A 16,340-nucleotide genomic window follows, 5' to 3' on the forward strand; every position below is an offset into this window, starting at 1 on the left:
GGTCCGTCGTGGGCCGTCGCGTTCTGCCCCGCGATCACAGTGAACTACGGGTGGGGGGTATCCGGCAACGCGGCACTGAACACCGTTGTCATGTGCCCTGACCTGCGGAAACGAATCGCAGGTCAGGGCATCCTCACTCCTGCTCGACAGCGGTGCGGCCGTCGGTCCGGCAGGCCGCGCCCGGCGGGGATCCGTGCCGCATGCGCCCTGTTCCGCCCCGGCGCGGTGGACAATGTCCCGGATGTCGGCTCTTGGGGGCACGGTTTGTGGCCCGGGCCGCCGATCACCGATGATGATCTCGGCAAAGGCCGGTTCAAGCCGCGTCGAGCCGTGCTGCCGGACCGCGTCGATCGTGCCTGAACGGGCGGTGAACACGGCGTTCCCGGCATCCGATAGCCTCTGCCGACATGCCGCCCGCCTGGCGCAGCCACTGGTGAAGCAGCCGGTGCAGCCAAGGGGCGCCTCCATCGTGTACATGACCGGCGTGAACGCGCCGGACCCAGGGAGTGAGTTCGGTTGTCGACCGCCATCCTCACCGGCTCGCCGGTTCCCGGATCGTCGATCGAGGGCGATCTGCGGTCCCTCGGCTTCGACGTCCGGACCGCCTCCGACGCCGGTGACGCCGAGGCCCTCCTCGCCGCCGTCCCCGGTGACCAGCGCGTCGCCGTCGTGGACGCCCGCTTCGTGGGTCACGAGCACGCGCTGCGCCTCGGCCTCACCGACCCCCGCTTCCCGCTCGGCGCGGTCCCGGGCGCGGTGACCGCGCAACCGGCCGGCCGCCAGGCCCTGACCCGCGCGATGGCCCGGGAGAACTCGGCGAGCGCCGGCACCGCGCACGGCGGCGCCCCCGCACGAGCGAAGTCGGGTGTGGGGAACGTCGACAGCGTCGACAGCCTCGCCGACCGGGTCGTCGCGGCCCTCGACGCCGACGGCGTCGACGTGCACCGCCCCGAGCTGGGCAGTCTGGTCGCGGAGGTCCCCGCCGACCCGCAGGCCCGCAACGAGGCACGGCAGGCCGTCGCCGCCGTCGACGACGAGGCGGTCCGTCTGAAGTCGGCCGTGAAGGCCCGCGACGGCTTCTTCACCACGTACTGCATCAGCCCGTACTCGCGTTACATCGCCCGCTGGTGCGCCCGCCGCGGCCTCACCCCCAACCAGGTCACCACCGCCTCGCTGATCACCGCGCTGATCGCGGCGGCCTGCGCGGCCACCGGCACCCGGGGCGGGTTCGTCGCGGCCGGCGTCCTGCTGATCGCCTCCTTCGTCCTGGACTGCACCGACGGTCAGCTCGCCCGCTACTCCCTGCAGTACTCCACGCTCGGCGCCTGGCTCGACGCCACCTTCGACCGGGCCAAGGAGTACGCCTACTACGCGGGTCTCGCACTGGGCGCCGCCCGGGGCGGTGACGACGTCTGGGCCCTCGCGCTGGGCGCGATGGTCCTGCAGACCTGCCGGCACGTCGTGGACTTCTCCTTCAACGAGGCGAACCACGACGCCACCGCCAACACCAGCCCCACCGCCGCCCTCTCCGACAAGCTCGACAGCGTCGGCTGGACGGTCTGGGTGCGGCGGATGATAGTCCTGCCCATCGGCGAACGATGGGCCATGATCGCCGTTCTCACCGCTGTCACCACCCCCCGCATCACCTTCTACGCGCTGCTCGTCGGCTGCGCGTTCGCGGCGACCTACACCACGGCCGGCCGGGTCCTGCGCTCGCTGACCCGCAAGGCCAGGCGCACGGACCGGGCGGCGCAGGCGCTGGCCGACCTGGCGGACAACGGGCCGGCGGCGCAGGCACTGGCCCGCTTCCTTCCGGCCGCGCCCCGCGTCACCGCCCCCCTCAGCGCCGCCGTCGGCGCCGTCATGGTCACCCTCGGGGCCTGGCTGTGGGGAGCGAGCTGGTGGGTCGTTCTGATGGCCGGCGCCTATGTCCTGCTGTCCGCCGAGGCCGTCGACCACCCCCTCAAGGGCGCCCTCGACTGGCTGATCCCCCCCTTGTTCCGGGCGGGCGAGTACGGCACGGTCCTCATCCTCGCGGCCCGGGTCGATGTGGACGGAGCGCTTCCCGCGGCTTTCGGGCTGGTCGCCGCCGTCGCCTACCATCACTACGACACGGTGTACCGCATCCGCGGCAACGCCGGAGCGCCGCCGGCCTGGCTGGTGCGCGCCATCGGGGGGCAGGACGGGCGCACGCTGCTCGTCGCCCTGCTGGCCGTGCTGCTCACCGGCTCGCAGTTCACGGTCGCGCTCACGGTCCTCGCCGTGGTCGTCGCCGTCGTGGTGCTCGCCGAGAGCATCCGCTTCTGGGTCGCCGCCCACCGGGCAGGCGCCCCGTCCGTACACGATGAAGGAGAACCCGCATGATCGGCCTCGTGCTGGCGGCCGGCGCCGGACGGCGTCTGCGCCCCTACACCGACAGCCTGCCCAAGGCGCTGGTGCCGGTGGGGCCCGCGGGCATAGAGGGCGAGCCCACGGTGCTGGACCTGACGCTCGGCAACTTCGCCGAGATCGGTCTGACCGAGGTCGCGGTCATCGTCGGCTACCGCAAGGAGGCCGTGTACGAGCGCAAGGCGGCGCTGGAGGCGAAGTACGGCCTCAAGCTCACCCTCATCGACAACGACAAGGCCGAGGAGTGGAACAACGCCTACTCCCTGTGGTGCGGCCGTGACGCCCTCAAGGACGGCGTGATCCTCGCCAACGGCGACACCGTCCACCCCGTCTCCGTCGAGAAGACGCTGCTCGCCGCCCGCGGCGAGGGCCGGAGGATCATCCTCGCCCTTGACACGGTGAAGTCCCTCGCGGACGAGGAGATGAAGGTCGTCGTCGACCCCGAGAAGGGCATGACGAAGATCACCAAGCTGATGGACCCGGCCGAGGCCACCGGTGAGTACATCGGCGTCACCCTCATCGAGGGCGACGCGGCCCCCGAGCTGGCCGACGCGCTCAAGGCCGTGTGGGAGACCGACCCGCAGCAGTTCTACGAGCACGGGTACCAGGAGCTGGTGAACCGGGGCTTCCGTATCGACGTGGCGCCGATCGGCGACATCAAGTGGGTCGAGATCGACAACCACGACGATCTCGCCCGTGGACGGGAGATCGCGTGCCAGTACTGACCCGGCTGATCCCCTCACCGGTCGTCGTCGACATCCGCCCGGGTGCCCTCGACGACCTGGTCGGGGTTCTCGCCGACGAGCGCATCTCGCACTCGGGCAAGCTCGCGATCGCCGTCAGCGGCGGCTCGGGCGCCCGGTTGCGCGAGCGCCTCACCCCGGCCCTGCCCGGCGCCACCTGGTACGAGGTCGGCGGCGGCACCCTCGACGACGCCGTCCAGCTGGCCACCGACATAAAGGCCGGCCACTTCGACGCGGTCGTCGGGCTGGGCGGCGGCAAGATCATCGACTGCGCCAAGTTCGCCGCGGCACGGGTGGGTCTCGCGCTGGTCGCCGTACCCACGAACCTGGCGCACGACGGTCTGTGCTCGCCGGTCGCCACCCTCGACAACGACGCGGGGCGCGGCTCCTACGGTGTGCCGAACCCGATCGCCGTCGTGATCGACCTGGACGTCATCCGCGAGGCCCCGGTCCGCTATGTGCGGGCCGGCATCGGTGACGCCGTCTCCAACATCTCCGCCATCGCGGACTGGGAGCTCGCCCACCGGATCAAGGGCGAGAAGATCGACGGCCTCGCCGCCGCCATCGCCCGGCAGGCCGGCGAGGCGGTGCTGCGCCACCCGGGCGGCATCGGGGACACCGCCTTCCTCCAGGTACTGGCCGAGGCGCTGGTGCTCAGCGGCATCGCGATGTCGGTGTCGGGCGACTCCCGCCCGTCCTCCGGCGCGTGCCACGAGATCAACCACGCCTTCGACCTGCTCTTCCCCAAGCGGGCGGCCGCCCACGGCGAGCAGTGCGGACTCGGCGCGACCTTCGCGATGTACCTGCGGGGAGCCCACGAGGAGTCGGCGTACATGGCGCAGGTGCTGCGCCGGCACGGACTTCCGGTCCTGCCCGAGGAGATCGGCTTCACGGTGGACGAGTTCGTCCGTGCCGTGCAGTTCGCTCCCGAGACCCGGCCCGGCCGCTACACGATCCTCGAACACCTCGACCTCAAGACCGAACAGATCAAGGACATCTACGCCGACTATGTCAAGGCCATCGGTAGCTGAACTCAGACCGGTCGTCCACCCTCCGGGGGTGAAGGACCGGCGCAGCGGTGAGCACTGGATGGGACGCCTCTACATGCGTGAGGTGTCCCTGCGGGTCGACCGCTACCTGGTCAACACCAGGGTCACGCCCAACCAGCTCACGTACCTGATGACCGTCTTCGGGGTGCTCTCGGCGCCGGCCCTGCTGGTGCCGGGGATCACGGGTGCCGTGCTCGGCGTGGTGTGCGTCCAGATGTACCTGCTGCTGGACTGCGTCGACGGCGAGATCGCCCGCTGGAAGAAGCAGTACTCGCTCGGCGGGGTCTACCTGGACCGGGTCGGGGCGTATCTCACCGACGCCGCGGTGCTGGTCGGGTTCGGCCTGCGCGCCGCCGACCCGTGGGGGACCGGGCGGATCGACTGGCTCTGGGCCTTCCTCGGCACGCTGGCCGCGCTCGGCGCCATCCTGATCAAGGCCGAGACCGACCTCGTCGGCGTCGCCCGCCACCAGGGCGGTCTGCCGCCGGTCAAGGAATCGGCGTCCGAGCCGCGCTCCTCCGGCATGGCGCTGGCCCGCCGGGCCGCCTCGGCGCTCCAGTTCCACCGGCTGATCCTCGGCATCGAGGCGTCCCTGCTGATCCTGGTCCTGGCGGTCGTCGACCAGGTGCGCGGCGACCTCTTCTTCTCCCGGCTCGGCGTCGCCGTGCTGGCCGGTGTCGCGCTGCTGCAGACCGTGCTGCACCTGGTGTCCATCCTCGCGTCGAGCAGGCTGAAGTGAGCGCGCCCGGGAAGGTCGGCGCGGTCGTCATCACCATGGGCAACCGCCCCGACGAGCTGAGAGCGCTGCTCGACTCGATCGCCAAGCAGGACGGCGACCGGGTCGAGGTGGTCGTGGTGGGCAACGGCTCACCCGTCCCGGACGTCCCCGAGGGTGTCAGGACGGTCGAGCTGCCCGAGAACCTCGGCATACCCGGCGGCCGCAACGTCGGCATCGAGGCCTTCGGCCCCAGCGGCCGTGACGTCGACGTCCTGCTGTTCCTGGACGACGACGGCCTCCTGGCCCACCACGACACGGCCGAGCTGTGCCGCCGGGCCTTCGAGGCGGATCCGGAACTGGGCATCGTCAGCTTCCGGATCGCCGACCCGGAGACCGGTGTCACCCAGCGCCGTCACGTACCCCGGCTGCGCGCCTCCGACCCGATGCGCTCCTCCCGGGTCACCACGTTCCTCGGGGGCGCCAACGCCGTGCGCACGAAGGTCTTCGCGGAGGTGGGCGGACTCCCGGACGAGTTCTTCTACGCCCACGAGGAGACCGACCTGGCATGGCGGGCCCTCGACGCGGGCTGGATGATCGACTACCGGTCCGACATGGTGCTGTACCACCCGACGACCGCGCCCTCGCGGCACGCGGTGTACCACCGCATGGTCGCCCGCAACCGGGTCTGGCTGGCCCGGCGCAACCTTCCCGCTCCGCTGGTCCCCGTCTATCTCGGGGTCTGGCTGCTGCTCACCCTGGCGCGCCGCCCCTCGGGGTCCGCGCTCAAGGCGTGGTTCGGCGGTTTCCGGGAAGGCTGGAGCACTCCGTGCGGACCTCGTAGGCCCATCAAGTGGCGTACGGTGTGGCGGCTGACCCGACTGGGCCGGCCCCCGGTGATCTGACAAGCTCGTCCCTGAGGGCACCCCGGGCCGTACCGCGGGCCCCCCGGCTCATGCCGGCCTCGTCAAGGCTGCGCATCCCGAAGACGAAAGTTTCCTACCTGTGAGTGAGACAACGCATGACGTCGGAGTCGTGGTGACTGCGCCTCCGTCGCCCGACGAGGGCCTCACGGCGGCACAACTGGCCGCCAAGTACGGGCTGGCCGTGAGCGGCGCCCGGCCTGCGCTGCGGGAGTACGTCCGGCAGCTCTGGGGGCGCCGGCACTTCATCATGGCGTTCTCCCGGGCGAAACTGGCCTCCCAGTACAGCCAGGCCAAGCTCGGCCAGCTGTGGCAGGTGGCCACGCCGCTGCTGAACGCGGCCGTGTACTTCATGATCTTCGGCCTGCTGCTCGACGCCGGCCGGGGGATGTCGAAGGAGGTGTACATCCCCTTCCTCGTCACGGGCGTCTTCGTGTTCACCTTCACGCAGAGCTCGGTGATGACCGGCGTACGGGCCATCTCGGGCAACCTCGGCCTGGTCCGCGCCCTGCACTTCCCGCGCGCCTCGCTGCCGATCTCGTTCGCCCTCCAGCAGCTCCAGCAACTGCTGTACTCGATGCTGGTGCTCTTCGTGGTCGTGATCGGCTTCGGCAGCTACCCGGACGCCTCCTGGGCGCTGATCGTCCCGGTGCTCGTCCTGCAGTTCTGCTTCAACTCCGGTCTGGCGCTGATCTTCGCCCGGGCCGGCGCGAAGACCCCGGACCTGGCGCAGCTGATGCCGTTCGTGATGCGGACGTGGATGTACGCGTCCGGCGTGATGTTCTCCATCCCCGTCTTCCTCGCGGACAAGCCGCAGTGGGTGGCCAACATCCTGCAGTGGAACCCGGCCGCCATCTACATGGACCTGATGCGTTTCGCGCTCATCGAGGAGTACAGCGCCGAGAACCTCCCGGCGCACGTCTGGGCGGTCGCGGGCGGCTGGGCCGTCCTCGTCGCCATCGGCGGCTTCGTGTACTTCTGGCAGGCGGAGGAGAGGTACGGCCGTGGTTGAGCCGCTTCCGGGACAACGGATCCCGACCGTCATCGCCGACGAGGTCCACATCGTCTACCGCGTCAACGGCGCCAAGTCCGGCAAGGGCGGTGCCACCGCGGCGCTCAGCCGCATCGTCAGGCGCGGTTCCGCCGACACGGAACGCGGGGTGCGCAAGGTGCACGCCGTGCGCGGTGTCTCCTTCGTCGCCCACCGCGGCGAGGCCGTCGGCCTGATCGGCTCCAACGGCTCCGGCAAGTCGACGCTGCTGCGCGCCATCGCCGGTCTGCTGCCGCCGGAGAGCGGCAAGGTCTACACCGACGGCCAGCCCTCGCTGCTCGGCGTCAACGCGGCCCTGATGAACGACCTCACCGGCGAGCGCAACGTCACCCTCGGCGGGCTCGCCATGGGCATGTCCCGCGAGCAGATCAAGGAGCGCTACCAGGAGATCGTCGACTTCTCCGGCATCAACGAGAAGGGCGACTTCATCACCCTGCCGATGCGCACCTACTCCTCCGGCATGCAGGCCCGGCTGCGCTTCTCCATCGCCGCCGCCAAGGACCACGACGTCCTGATGATCGACGAGGCCCTGGCCACCGGCGACGCGAAGTTCCGGGGACGCTCCGAGGAACGCATCCGGGAGCTGCGCGAGCACGCCGGCACGGTGTTCCTGGTGAGCCACAGCAACAAGTCGATCAGGGACACCTGCGACCGCGTGCTGTGGCTCGAACGCGGCGAACTGCGGCTGGACGGCCCGACCGAAGAGGTCATGCGCGAGTACGAGAAGTTCTCGGGCAAGTAGCGCGATTCGGCCAGGGCCCCGCCGGAACTGTCCGGCGGGGCCCTGCGTCTGCAAAGGAAACGTCAACTCCGGCTCGGCCTAGGAATCTTGACGCCAATCGGTGTGTTGTTGTGATGTCCCGGACACCCCCGCGAACCGTGCCGCGTTGTACAACGTAAGCTGGACCGGCCCCCGAATCGCGCCAAGTGGGGCGAAAACGCTCAGTACCCGCCGTCGGGGCCGCCGCGCGGGCGGCTGGGCGGCGTGTCCGAAATAGTGTGTATTAGGTCAGCAGTGTAGAACGGGAGATGTGACGGCGATGGACACGGAAACTCCCCAGATCGAGGCAAGCCGTGCCGTCCCCGCCCCGGGCGGTCGACGATGACGGCACCCGCCGCGCCACGTGTCGGCGACCCGGAGCGCGGCACGCTGGACAAGGCCGCGGACGAGAACTTCCCGGTGGCGCCCTTCTTCCTGCCCCGGGCCTGGCGCGACGACCTGATGGCCGTGTACGGCTTCGCCCGGCTCGTCGACGACATCGGTGACGGCGACCTCGCCCCGGGCGGTGCGGACGCCCGGCTGCTCGGCGTGTCGGCCACCGCCGCCGAGGACCGCCTCGTGCTGCTGGACGCCTTCGAGGCCGATCTGCGCCGGGTCTTCGACGACACGCCCCGCCACCCCCTCCTGCGCCGCCTCCAGCCGACCGTCCGGCGCCGCTCGCTCGGCCCCGAGCCCTTCCTCGGCCTGATCGCCGCCAACCGTCAGGACCAGCTCGTCACGCGCTACGAGACCTACGACGACCTCCTCGCCTATTGCGAGCTGTCCGCCAATCCCGTGGGCCGGCTGGTCCTCGCCGTCACCGGCGCCGCCACCCCCGAGCGGATCCGCCGCTCCGACGCGATCTGCACCGCGCTGCAGATCGTCGAGCATCTCCAGGACGTGGCCGAGGACCTCGGCCGCGACCGTGTCTATCTGCCCGCCGCGGACATGCAGCGCTTTCACGTCAAGGAATCGGATCTGGCCACGAGAACCGCGGGCGCGTCGGTGCGCGCGCTGGTCGCGTACGAAGCCGAACGCGCCGGCGATCTGCTGAATGAAGGCGCCCCCCTGGTGGGTGGCGTTCACGGCAGGCTGAGGCTGCTGCTCGCGGGATTCGTGGCGGGGGGAAGAGCGGCGATCAAGGCGATCGCCGCCGCCGGGTACGACGTACTTCCCGGCCCGCCCAAGCCCGGCAGGCTCCGGTTGCTGCGCGAGGTGGGCGTGACCCTGCGAGGAGAGGGGTGATCCGGGCCGTGGAGTCGTCACCGCACGTGTCCGCGCCGGTACTCGCCGCCTACAGCTACTGCGAGACCGTCACCGGACAGCAGGCCCGTAACTTCGCGTACGGCATCCGGCTGCTGCCCACGTCCAAGCGCCGCGCGATGTCGGCGCTGTACGCCTTCTCGCGCCGCGTCGACGACATCGGCGACGGCGCGCTGGACGGCGAGGTCAAGACCGCCAGGCTCGAGGAGACCCGGGCACTGCTCGGCCGGGTCCGCGCGGGCGAGGTCGAGGAGGACGACACCGACCCCGTCGCGGTCGCCCTCGCGCACACGGCGCGGGCCTTCCCCGTCCCGCTGCGCGGCCTGGACGAGCTGATCGACGGCGTGCTGATGGACGTGCGCGGCGAGACCTACGAGACCTGGGACGACCTGAAGGCGTACTGCCGCTGTGTGGCGGGCGCCATCGGGCGGCTCTCCCTCGGCGTGTTCGGCACCGAACCGGGGGCGCGCGGCGCCGAGCGCGCGCCGGAGTACGCCGACACGCTCGGGCTCGCGCTCCAGCTCACCAACATCCTCCGGGACGTCCGCGAGGACGCCGAGGGCGGCCGCACCTATCTGCCCGCCGACGACCTCGCGAAGTTCGGCTGCTCGGCCGGGTTCGACGGACCGAAGCCGCCGGAGGGCTCCGACTTCGCGGGCCTCGTGCACTTCGAGGTGCGGCGGGCCCGCGCCCTCTTCGCCGAGGGCTACCGGCTGCTTCCCCTGCTCGACCGGCGCAGCGGCGCCTGTGTCGCCGCCATGGCGGGCATCTACCGCCGCCTCCTGGACCGCATCGAGCGCGACCCCGAGGCCGTGCTGCGCGGCCGGGTCTCGCTGCCCGGACGGGAGAAGGCCTATGTGGCCGTACGCGGGCTGTCGGGTCTGGACGCCCGGCATGTGTCCCGGCGGACCGTCAGGAGGCACCCCTGATGGATGCGATCGGTGACAAAGTGGGCCAAGGTGATTCCACCGGCGAAAAGCGGCACGCAACCCTCCGGTGCGGCGCGGCGTCCCTGACTGCGACGGCCAGCGGTGCAGAGTTCAAACACCATGGCCGGTCCGCACGGGAGGGCGCAGGATGAACGACGAGCAACTCGCGGACGCCTCGGAAGCGTCCGGCCCTTCGGGGCGCACCGCCGTCGTCGTCGGGGGAGGGCTCGCCGGGGTGACCGCCGCGCTCGCGCTCGCCGACGCGGGCGTACGCGTCACCCTGCTCGAAGGCCGGCCCCGGCTCGGCGGCCTGGCCTTCTCCTTCCAGCGCGGCGAACTGACCGTGGACAACGGACAGCACGTGTACCTGCGCTGCTGCACCGCCTACCGCTGGTTCCTCGAACGCATCGAGGGCAGCGCGCTGGCGCCCTTGCAGGATCGTCTCGACGTGCCCGTCGTCGATGTGGCCCGGCCCGAGGGACGGCGGCTCGGCAGACTGCGGCGCGACGCGCTGCCCGTGCCCCTGCATCTGGGACGCAGCCTCGCCACGTATCCGCATCTCTCGCTCGCCGAACGCGCCGGGGTGGGCCGTGCCGCGCTCGCGCTCAAGGGGCTCGACCTCGCCGATCCGCGCCTGGACGCAACCGACTTCGGCAGCTGGCTGACCGCGCACGGTCAGTCGGCACGCGCCGTCGAGGCCCTCTGGGACCTGGTCGGGGTCGCCACCCTCAACGCGGTCGCGGGCGACTGCTCGCTGGGGCTCGCCGCGATGGTGTTCAAGACCGGCCTGCTGTCCGACCCGGGCGCCGCCGACATCGGCTGGGCGCATGTCCCGCTGGGCGAACTGCACGACCGGCTGGCCCGCAAGGCGCTCGACTCCGCGGGCGTGCGTACCGAGGTCCGTACACGCGTCACCTCCCTCTCTCCTGACGGGAACGGGACGTGGAACGTCCAGGTTCCCGGCGAGACGCTGCGCGCGGACACGGTCGTCCTCGCCGTCCCGCAGCGCGAGGCGTACGACCTGCTCCCCGACGGGGCGCTCGACGACGCCGGGCGGCTGCTGGAGATCGGCACCGCGCCCATCCTCAACGTGCACGTCGTCTACGACCGCAAGGTGCTCGACAAGCCCTTCTTCGCGGCGCTCGGCACGCCCGTGCAGTGGGTCTTCGACCGCACCGCCGCCTCCGGGCTGCGCGAGGGCCAGTACCTCGCCCTGTCCCAGTCCGCCGCGCAGAACGAGATCGACGCACCTGTCGCCGCGCTGCGCGAGCGCTATCTCCCCGAACTCCAGCGGCTGCTGCCGGGCACGCGCGGCGCCGAGGTGAGGGACTTCTTCGTGACCCGGGAGCGCACGGCGACGTTCGCCCCCACCCCCGGCGTCGGGCGCCTTCGGCCCGGCGCCCGCACCAGAACCCCCGGCCTGTACCTGGCCGGAGCGTGGACCGCCACAGGGTGGCCCGCGACCATGGAGAGTGCGGTCCGCAGCGGTGTGAGCGCGGCGGACGCCGCGCTGCGCACCCTGGGCCGGCCCCGCCCCCGCCGCCTCTTCGAGTTCGAGGAGGCGGCCTGATGCTCGATCAGCCCGGCTCGGCACACCCCCGCACCCTCTCCGGCACCGCAACAAGAGGAGAAACAGTGCCCACAGTGCCCCCGGCCACGCCGGCCGCTCGGAGGACCGCGGTGGACGTGACCGCGCTCCTGGAGCGCGGCCGCACCCTGGCCACCCCGGTGCTGCGGGCGGCCGTCGACCGTCTGGCACCGCCCATGGACACGGTCGCCGCCTACCACTTCGGCTGGATCGACGCCCAGGGCAACCCGACCGACGGCGACGGCGGCAAGGCCGTGCGTCCCGCCCTCGCCGTGCTCTCCGCCGAGGTCACCGGGGCGGCTCCCGAGGTCGGCGTGCCCGGCGCGGTCGCCGTCGAACTGGTCCACAACTTCTCGCTCCTGCACGACGACCTGATGGACGGCGACGAGCAGCGCAGGCACCGGGACACCGTCTGGAAGGTGCACGGCCCCGCCCAGGCCATCCTGGTCGGCGACGCCCTGTTCGCCCTCGCGGGCGAGATCCTCCTCGAACTCGGCACGGCCGAGGCGGCCCGGGCGACCCACCGTATGACCGTCGCCACCCGCGCCCTCATCGACGGCCAGGCCCAGGACATCTCCTACGAGCACCGCGACCGGGTCAGCGTCGAGGAGTGCCTGGAGATGGAGGGCAACAAGACCGGCGCCCTGCTGGCCTGCGCCAGTTCCATCGGCGCCGTGCTCGGCGGGGCGGACCGGCACACCGCCGACGCCCTGGAGAAGTACGGCTACCACCTCGGCCTGGCCTTCCAGGCCGTGGACGACCTGCTCGGCATCTGGGGCGACCCGGAGGCCACCGGCAAGCAGACCTGGAGCGACCTGCGCCAGCGCAAGAAGTCCCTGCCGGTGGTGGCCGCGCTCGCGGCGGACGGCTCCGCCTCCGAGCGGCTCGGGGAGATCCTCGCCGCCGACGCCAAGAGCAGTGACTTCGAGACCTTCTCGGAAGGGGAGTTCGCGGCCCGCGCCGCCCTGATCGAGGAAGCGGGCGGCCGTGACTGGACCGCCGGGGAGGCACGCCGTCAGCACGCCGTCGCCCTGGACGCCCTGAACGCAGTGGACATGCCCGAGCAGGTGCGGGACCGGTTCACGGCGCTCGCCGACTTCGTCGTCGTACGAAAGAGATGATCCCTATCGGTCGAATAGCCCTCGCGTAGTCGCCGGCCGGTGTGCGAGGAGAGAGCACCGGCCGACGGCGGACCCACAGCAGACGCAACGCCATGCACACTGCACGAAGGGGAAGCCATGACAGCGACGACCGACGGAAGTCCCGGGGCCCTGCCGCCCCGCGCTGCCGCGGCCAGCGAAACCGACATCACCATCCCCGTGGCGGCCGGGGTACAAGAAGCCGCCGCGAGCGCCATGCAACGCGCCACCGACTTCCTGCTCGCCCAGCAGGACGCCGAGGGCTGGTGGAAGGGCGACCTCGAGACGAACGTCACGATGGACGCCGAGGACCTGCTGCTCCGTCAGTTCCTGGGCATCCGCGACGAGGCCACGACCCGGGCCGCCGCGCTCTTCGTCCGCGGCGAGCAGCGCGAGGACGGCACGTGGGCCACCTTCTACGGCGGTCCGCCCGACCTCTCCGCCACCGTCGAGGCGTACGTCGCCCTGCGGCTGGCGGGCGACGCCCCGGAGGCGCCCCACATGCGCCGGGCCTCCGGCTGGATCCGCGAGCAGGGAGGCATCGCCTCCGCCCGGGTCTTCACCCGGATCTGGCTGGCCCTGTTCGGCTGGTGGAAGTGGGAGGACCTGCCCGAACTTCCGCCGGAGCTCTTGTTCTTCCCCAAATGGTTCCCCCTGAGCATCTACAACTTCGGCTGCTGGGCACGGCAGACGATCGTGCCGCTCACCGTCGTGTCGGCGAAGCGCCCGGTGCGTCCGGCGCCCTTCCCCCTCGACGAGCTGCACGCCGACCCCGCGAACCCCAATCCGGCCAAGCCCCTCGCTCCGGTCAACAGCTGGGACGGACTCTTCCAGCGGCTCGACAAGGTCGTGCGCGGCTACCGGTCGGTCGCGGTGCGCAGGCTGCGCAGGGCGGCCCTGCACTCCGCCGCCCGCTGGATCATCGAGCGGCAGGAGAACGACGGCGCCTGGGGCGGCATCCAGCCGCCGGCCGTGTACTCGGTGATCGCCCTGCACCTGCTCGGTTACGACCTCCAGCACCCGGTGATGCGGGCGGGACTCGAGTCGCTGGACCGTTACGCCGTGTGGCGCGAGGACGGCGCGCGGATGATCGAGGCCTGTCAGTCGCCGGTGTGGGACACCTGTCTGGCGGCCATCGCGCTCGCCGACGCGGGGCTCCCCGCCGACCATCCGCAACTGGTCAAGGCCGCCGACTGGATGCTCGGCGAACAGGTCGTCCGGCCGGGCGACTGGTCGGTGAGCAGGCCCCAACTACCGCCGGGCGGCTGGGCGTTCGAGTTCCACAACGACAACTACCCCGACATCGACGACACCGCAGAGGTCGTTCTCGCGCTGCGCCGGGTCAAGCACCACGACCCGGAGCGGATGGACCGGGCCATCGCGCGCGGGGTGCGCTGGAACCTCGGGATGCAGTCGAAGAACGGCGGCTGGGGCGCCTTCGACGTCGACAACACCAGCCCGTTCCCCAACCGGATGCCCTTCTGCGACTTCGGCGAGGTCATCGACCCGCCGTCCGCCGACGTCACCGCGCACGTCGTCGAGATGCTGGCGGTCGAGGGGCTCTCGCACGACCCGCGCACCCGACGCGGCATCGAGTGGCTGCTGGCCGAACAGGAGCCGGACGGCTCGTGGTTCGGGCGCTGGGGTGTCAACTACGTCTACGGCACGGGGTCGGTGGTGCCCGCCCTCACCGCGGCCGGCCTGCCCGCCCGGCATCCCGCGATCCGGCGGGCGGTCGCCTGGCTGGAGCGGGTCCAGAACGACGACGGCGGCTGGGGCGAGGACCTGCGCTCCTACCAGGACGCCGCCCGCTGGAGCGCCCGGGGCGCCTCGACGGCCTCGCAGACGGCCTGGGCGCTGATGGCGCTGCTGGCGGCCGGGGAGAAGGACTCCAAGGCCGTCGAGCGGGGCGTCGCCTGGCTGGCGCAGACCCAGCGGGAGGACGGCTCCTGGGACGAGCCCTACTTCACCGGCACCGGCTTCCCCTGGGACTTCTCGATCAACTACCACCTCTACCGGCAGGTCTTCCCGCTGACCGCGCTCGGCCGGTACGTCCACGGAGAGCCGTTCAGCAACCAGCCCGCCCCGCACGCGGCTTCCACCGAGGCCAAGGGGGGCTGATGAGCACGCAGTCCGTCCCGTCCCCGCTGCTGATCGCCTGCGCCCTCGGCATCGAGCACCTCGCCCTGCGCATGGGCGACCGCGGCGGAGCCGACGGGCCGGTCACCGTCCTGCGTACGGGCATGGGACCGAAGGCGGCGGAGCGCTCCGTCACCCGCGTCCTCGCCGACCCGATGTTCGAGGGGGCGGCCGTACTGGCCACGGGCTTCTGCGCCGGCCTCGCCCCCGGTATGCACCCCGGTGACCTCGTCGTCGCCGAGGAGACCCGCGACCCGCGCGGCAGTGTCCCGTGCGTCGGCACCGAACTGCTCGTCAAGGAGCTCGCGCGCACCCTGCCCGGGCGCACCGTCCACACCGGCCCCCTCACCGGGTCCGACCACGTCGTTCGCGGTCATGAGCGGGCCGACCTGCTGGCGACCGGCGCGATCGCCCTCGACATGGAGTCGGCGGCCACGCTTCTGAGCGCCGTGCGTGCGGAGCCGCGCCCGGTTGCGGCCGTCCGGGTGGTCGTGGACGCTCCTGAACATGAACTCGTCCGGATCGGCACGGTACGCGGGGGAATATCTGCCTTCCGCGTCCTTCGCTCGGTCCTGCCTGCTTTTTTCGAATGGCACCGTAATGTTCTGCTCCCCCGGAGGTGAGCCACATGGCCATGCCGCTGCGCCAGTCCATCAAGGTCGCTACATACCTGGTCGAACAGAAGCTCCGCAAGCGGGAGAAGTTCCCGCTCATCGTCGAGTTGGAACCCCTCTTCGCCTGCAACCTCAAGTGCGAGGGCTGCGGCAAGATCCAGCATCCGGCGGGAGTGCTCAAGCAGCGCATGCCGGTCGCCCAGGCCGTGGGCGCGGTGCTGGAGTCCGGTGCGCCGATGGTGTCCATCGCGGGCGGTGAGCCCCTGATGCACCCTCAGATCGACGAGATCGTGCGGCAGTTGGTGGCGAAGAGGAAGTACGTCTTCCTCTGCACCAACGCCATGCTGCTGCGCAAGAAGATCGAGAAGTTCACGCCCTCCCCCTACTTCGCCTTCGCCGTGCACATCGACGGGCTGCGGGAGCGGCACGACGAGTCGGTGGCCAAGGAGGGTGTGTTCGACGAGGCCGTGGAGGCCATCAAGGAGGCCAAGCGGCGCGGCTTCCGGGTGACCACCAACTCGACCTTCTTCAACACCGACACCCCGCAGACCATCATCGAGGTGCTCAACTACCTCAACGACGACCTCAAGGTCGACGAGATGATGATCTCGCCCGCCTACGCCTACGAGAAGGCTCCCGACCAGGAGCACTTCCTGGGTGTGGAGCAGACCCGGGAGCTGTTCAAGAAGGCCTTCTCGGGCGGCAACCGGCGCCGCTGGCGGCTCAACCACTCGCCGCTGTTCCTCGACTTCCTCGAGGGCAAGGCCGACTTCCCGTGCACGGCCTGGGCGATCCCCAACTACTCGCTCTTCGGCTGGCAGCGGCCCTGCTACCTGATGAGCGACGGGTACGTGCCGACGTACCGCGAACTGATCGAGGAGACGGACTGGGACAAGTACGGCCGGGGCAAGGACCCGCGCTGCGCCAACTGCATGGCGCACTGCGGCTACGAGCCCACCGCCGTCCTCGCCACCATGGGCTCGCTGAAGGAGTCCCTGCGCGCCATGCGTGAGACCGTCAACGGAAACCGGGAGTGACG

General features: G+C 71.2%; 15 protein-coding genes. All 15 read left to right on the forward strand.

Features of this window, described 5'->3' with window-relative positions; translation table 11 throughout:
• Positions 1–516 precede the first annotated feature (516 nt).
• The 15 genes from ABT070_RS16255 (at position 517) to hpnH (ending at position 16,338) form a co-directional block, all read left to right on the forward strand.
• Positions 517–2,364 (forward strand): DUF5941 domain-containing protein, encoded by a 1,848-nt coding sequence (locus tag ABT070_RS16255; protein WP_351760415.1) that lies wholly within the window; start codon positions 517–519, stop codon positions 2,362–2,364.
• Positions 2,361–3,113 (forward strand): phosphocholine cytidylyltransferase family protein, encoded by a 753-nt coding sequence (locus tag ABT070_RS16260; protein ID WP_351760418.1) that lies wholly within the window; start codon positions 2,361–2,363, stop codon positions 3,111–3,113. Before ABT070_RS16255 ends, ABT070_RS16260 begins: the two co-directional genes overlap by 4 nt.
• Complete coding sequence (locus ABT070_RS16265; RefSeq protein ID WP_351760421.1) at positions 3,101–4,162, forward strand: iron-containing alcohol dehydrogenase family protein; 1,062 nt, start codon at positions 3,101–3,103, stop codon at positions 4,160–4,162. The genes ABT070_RS16260 and ABT070_RS16265 overlap by 13 nt, the downstream gene beginning before the upstream one ends.
• The gene (locus ABT070_RS16270; RefSeq protein WP_351760424.1) at positions 4,140–4,919 is read left to right on the forward strand and encodes a CDP-alcohol phosphatidyltransferase family protein; all 780 of its coding nucleotides are present in this window, start codon (positions 4,140–4,142) and stop codon (positions 4,917–4,919) included. Before ABT070_RS16265 ends, ABT070_RS16270 begins: the two co-directional genes overlap by 23 nt.
• Entirely contained in the window at positions 4,916–5,800 is an 885-nt protein-coding gene (locus tag ABT070_RS16275; protein WP_351760427.1) for a glycosyltransferase family 2 protein, read from the forward strand. Before ABT070_RS16270 ends, ABT070_RS16275 begins: the two co-directional genes overlap by 4 nt.
• Positions 5,801–5,900: 100 nt before the next feature.
• On the forward strand, positions 5,901–6,830 hold the full coding sequence (locus tag ABT070_RS16280) for an ABC transporter permease (RefSeq protein WP_351760430.1): 930 nt from the start codon (positions 5,901–5,903) through the stop codon (positions 6,828–6,830).
• Positions 6,823–7,611, forward strand: coding sequence for an ABC transporter ATP-binding protein (locus ABT070_RS16285; RefSeq protein WP_351760432.1), 789 nt, complete (start codon positions 6,823–6,825; stop codon positions 7,609–7,611). Before ABT070_RS16280 ends, ABT070_RS16285 begins: the two co-directional genes overlap by 8 nt.
• A 360-nt stretch (positions 7,612–7,971) precedes the next feature.
• Positions 7,972–8,874, forward strand: coding sequence for a squalene synthase HpnC (hpnC, locus tag ABT070_RS16290; RefSeq protein WP_351760435.1), 903 nt, complete (start codon positions 7,972–7,974; stop codon positions 8,872–8,874).
• On the forward strand, positions 8,871–9,821 hold the full coding sequence (gene hpnD / locus ABT070_RS16295) for a presqualene diphosphate synthase HpnD (protein WP_351760438.1): 951 nt from the start codon (positions 8,871–8,873) through the stop codon (positions 9,819–9,821). The genes hpnC and hpnD overlap by 4 nt, the downstream gene beginning before the upstream one ends.
• A complete protein-coding gene (locus ABT070_RS16300) occupies positions 9,821–9,973 on the forward strand; it encodes a DUF6380 family protein (RefSeq protein WP_351760440.1) in 153 nt (50 codons plus the stop codon). The genes hpnD and ABT070_RS16300 overlap by 1 nt, the downstream gene beginning before the upstream one ends.
• The gene (hpnE, locus tag ABT070_RS16305) at positions 9,970–11,391 is read left to right on the forward strand and encodes a hydroxysqualene dehydroxylase HpnE (RefSeq protein WP_351760443.1); all 1,422 of its coding nucleotides are present in this window, start codon (positions 9,970–9,972) and stop codon (positions 11,389–11,391) included. Before ABT070_RS16300 ends, hpnE begins: the two co-directional genes overlap by 4 nt.
• Before the next feature lie 110 nt (positions 11,392–11,501).
• On the forward strand, positions 11,502–12,530 hold the full coding sequence (locus ABT070_RS16310; RefSeq protein WP_351760586.1) for a polyprenyl synthetase family protein: 1,029 nt from the start codon (positions 11,502–11,504) through the stop codon (positions 12,528–12,530).
• A gap of 117 nt (positions 12,531–12,647) precedes the next feature.
• Positions 12,648–14,669, forward strand: coding sequence for a squalene--hopene cyclase (gene shc, locus ABT070_RS16315; protein ID WP_351760446.1), 2,022 nt, complete (start codon positions 12,648–12,650; stop codon positions 14,667–14,669).
• The gene (locus tag ABT070_RS16320) at positions 14,669–15,310 is read left to right on the forward strand and encodes a phosphorylase family protein (protein ID WP_351760448.1); all 642 of its coding nucleotides are present in this window, start codon (positions 14,669–14,671) and stop codon (positions 15,308–15,310) included. Before shc ends, ABT070_RS16320 begins: the two co-directional genes overlap by 1 nt.
• A gap of 5 nt (positions 15,311–15,315) precedes the next feature.
• On the forward strand, positions 15,316–16,338 hold the full coding sequence (gene hpnH / locus ABT070_RS16325; RefSeq protein ID WP_351760451.1) for an adenosyl-hopene transferase HpnH: 1,023 nt from the start codon (positions 15,316–15,318) through the stop codon (positions 16,336–16,338).
• Positions 16,339–16,340: the final 2 nt, after the last annotated feature.

It is taken from the genome of Streptomyces sp. NPDC002884, assembly GCF_040295245.1.
In the GTDB taxonomy this organism is placed as follows: domain Bacteria; phylum Actinomycetota; class Actinomycetes; order Streptomycetales; family Streptomycetaceae; genus Streptomyces.

What these genes read in the sequence shown, in the direction of transcription:
- ABT070_RS16260 (WP_351760418.1), top strand. Translation starts at nt 2,361, where the DNA reads ATGATCGGCCTCGTGCTGGCGGCCGGCGCCGGACGGCGTCTGCGCCCC.
- ABT070_RS16270 (WP_351760424.1), top strand. Translation starts at nt 4,140, where the DNA reads ATGTCAAGGCCATCGGTAGCTGAACTCAGACCGGTCGTCCACCCTCCG.
- hpnC (WP_351760435.1), top strand. Translation starts at nt 7,972, where the DNA reads ATGACGGCACCCGCCGCGCCACGTGTCGGCGACCCGGAGCGCGGCACG.
- ABT070_RS16300 (WP_351760440.1), top strand. Translation starts at nt 9,821, where the DNA reads ATGGATGCGATCGGTGACAAAGTGGGCCAAGGTGATTCCACCGGCGAA.
- hpnE (WP_351760443.1), top strand. Translation starts at nt 9,970, where the DNA reads ATGAACGACGAGCAACTCGCGGACGCCTCGGAAGCGTCCGGCCCTTCG.
- shc (WP_351760446.1), top strand. Translation starts at nt 12,648, where the DNA reads ATGACAGCGACGACCGACGGAAGTCCCGGGGCCCTGCCGCCCCGCGCT.
- ABT070_RS16320 (WP_351760448.1), top strand. Translation starts at nt 14,669, where the DNA reads ATGAGCACGCAGTCCGTCCCGTCCCCGCTGCTGATCGCCTGCGCCCTC.
- hpnH (WP_351760451.1), top strand. Translation starts at nt 15,316, where the DNA reads ATGGCCATGCCGCTGCGCCAGTCCATCAAGGTCGCTACATACCTGGTC.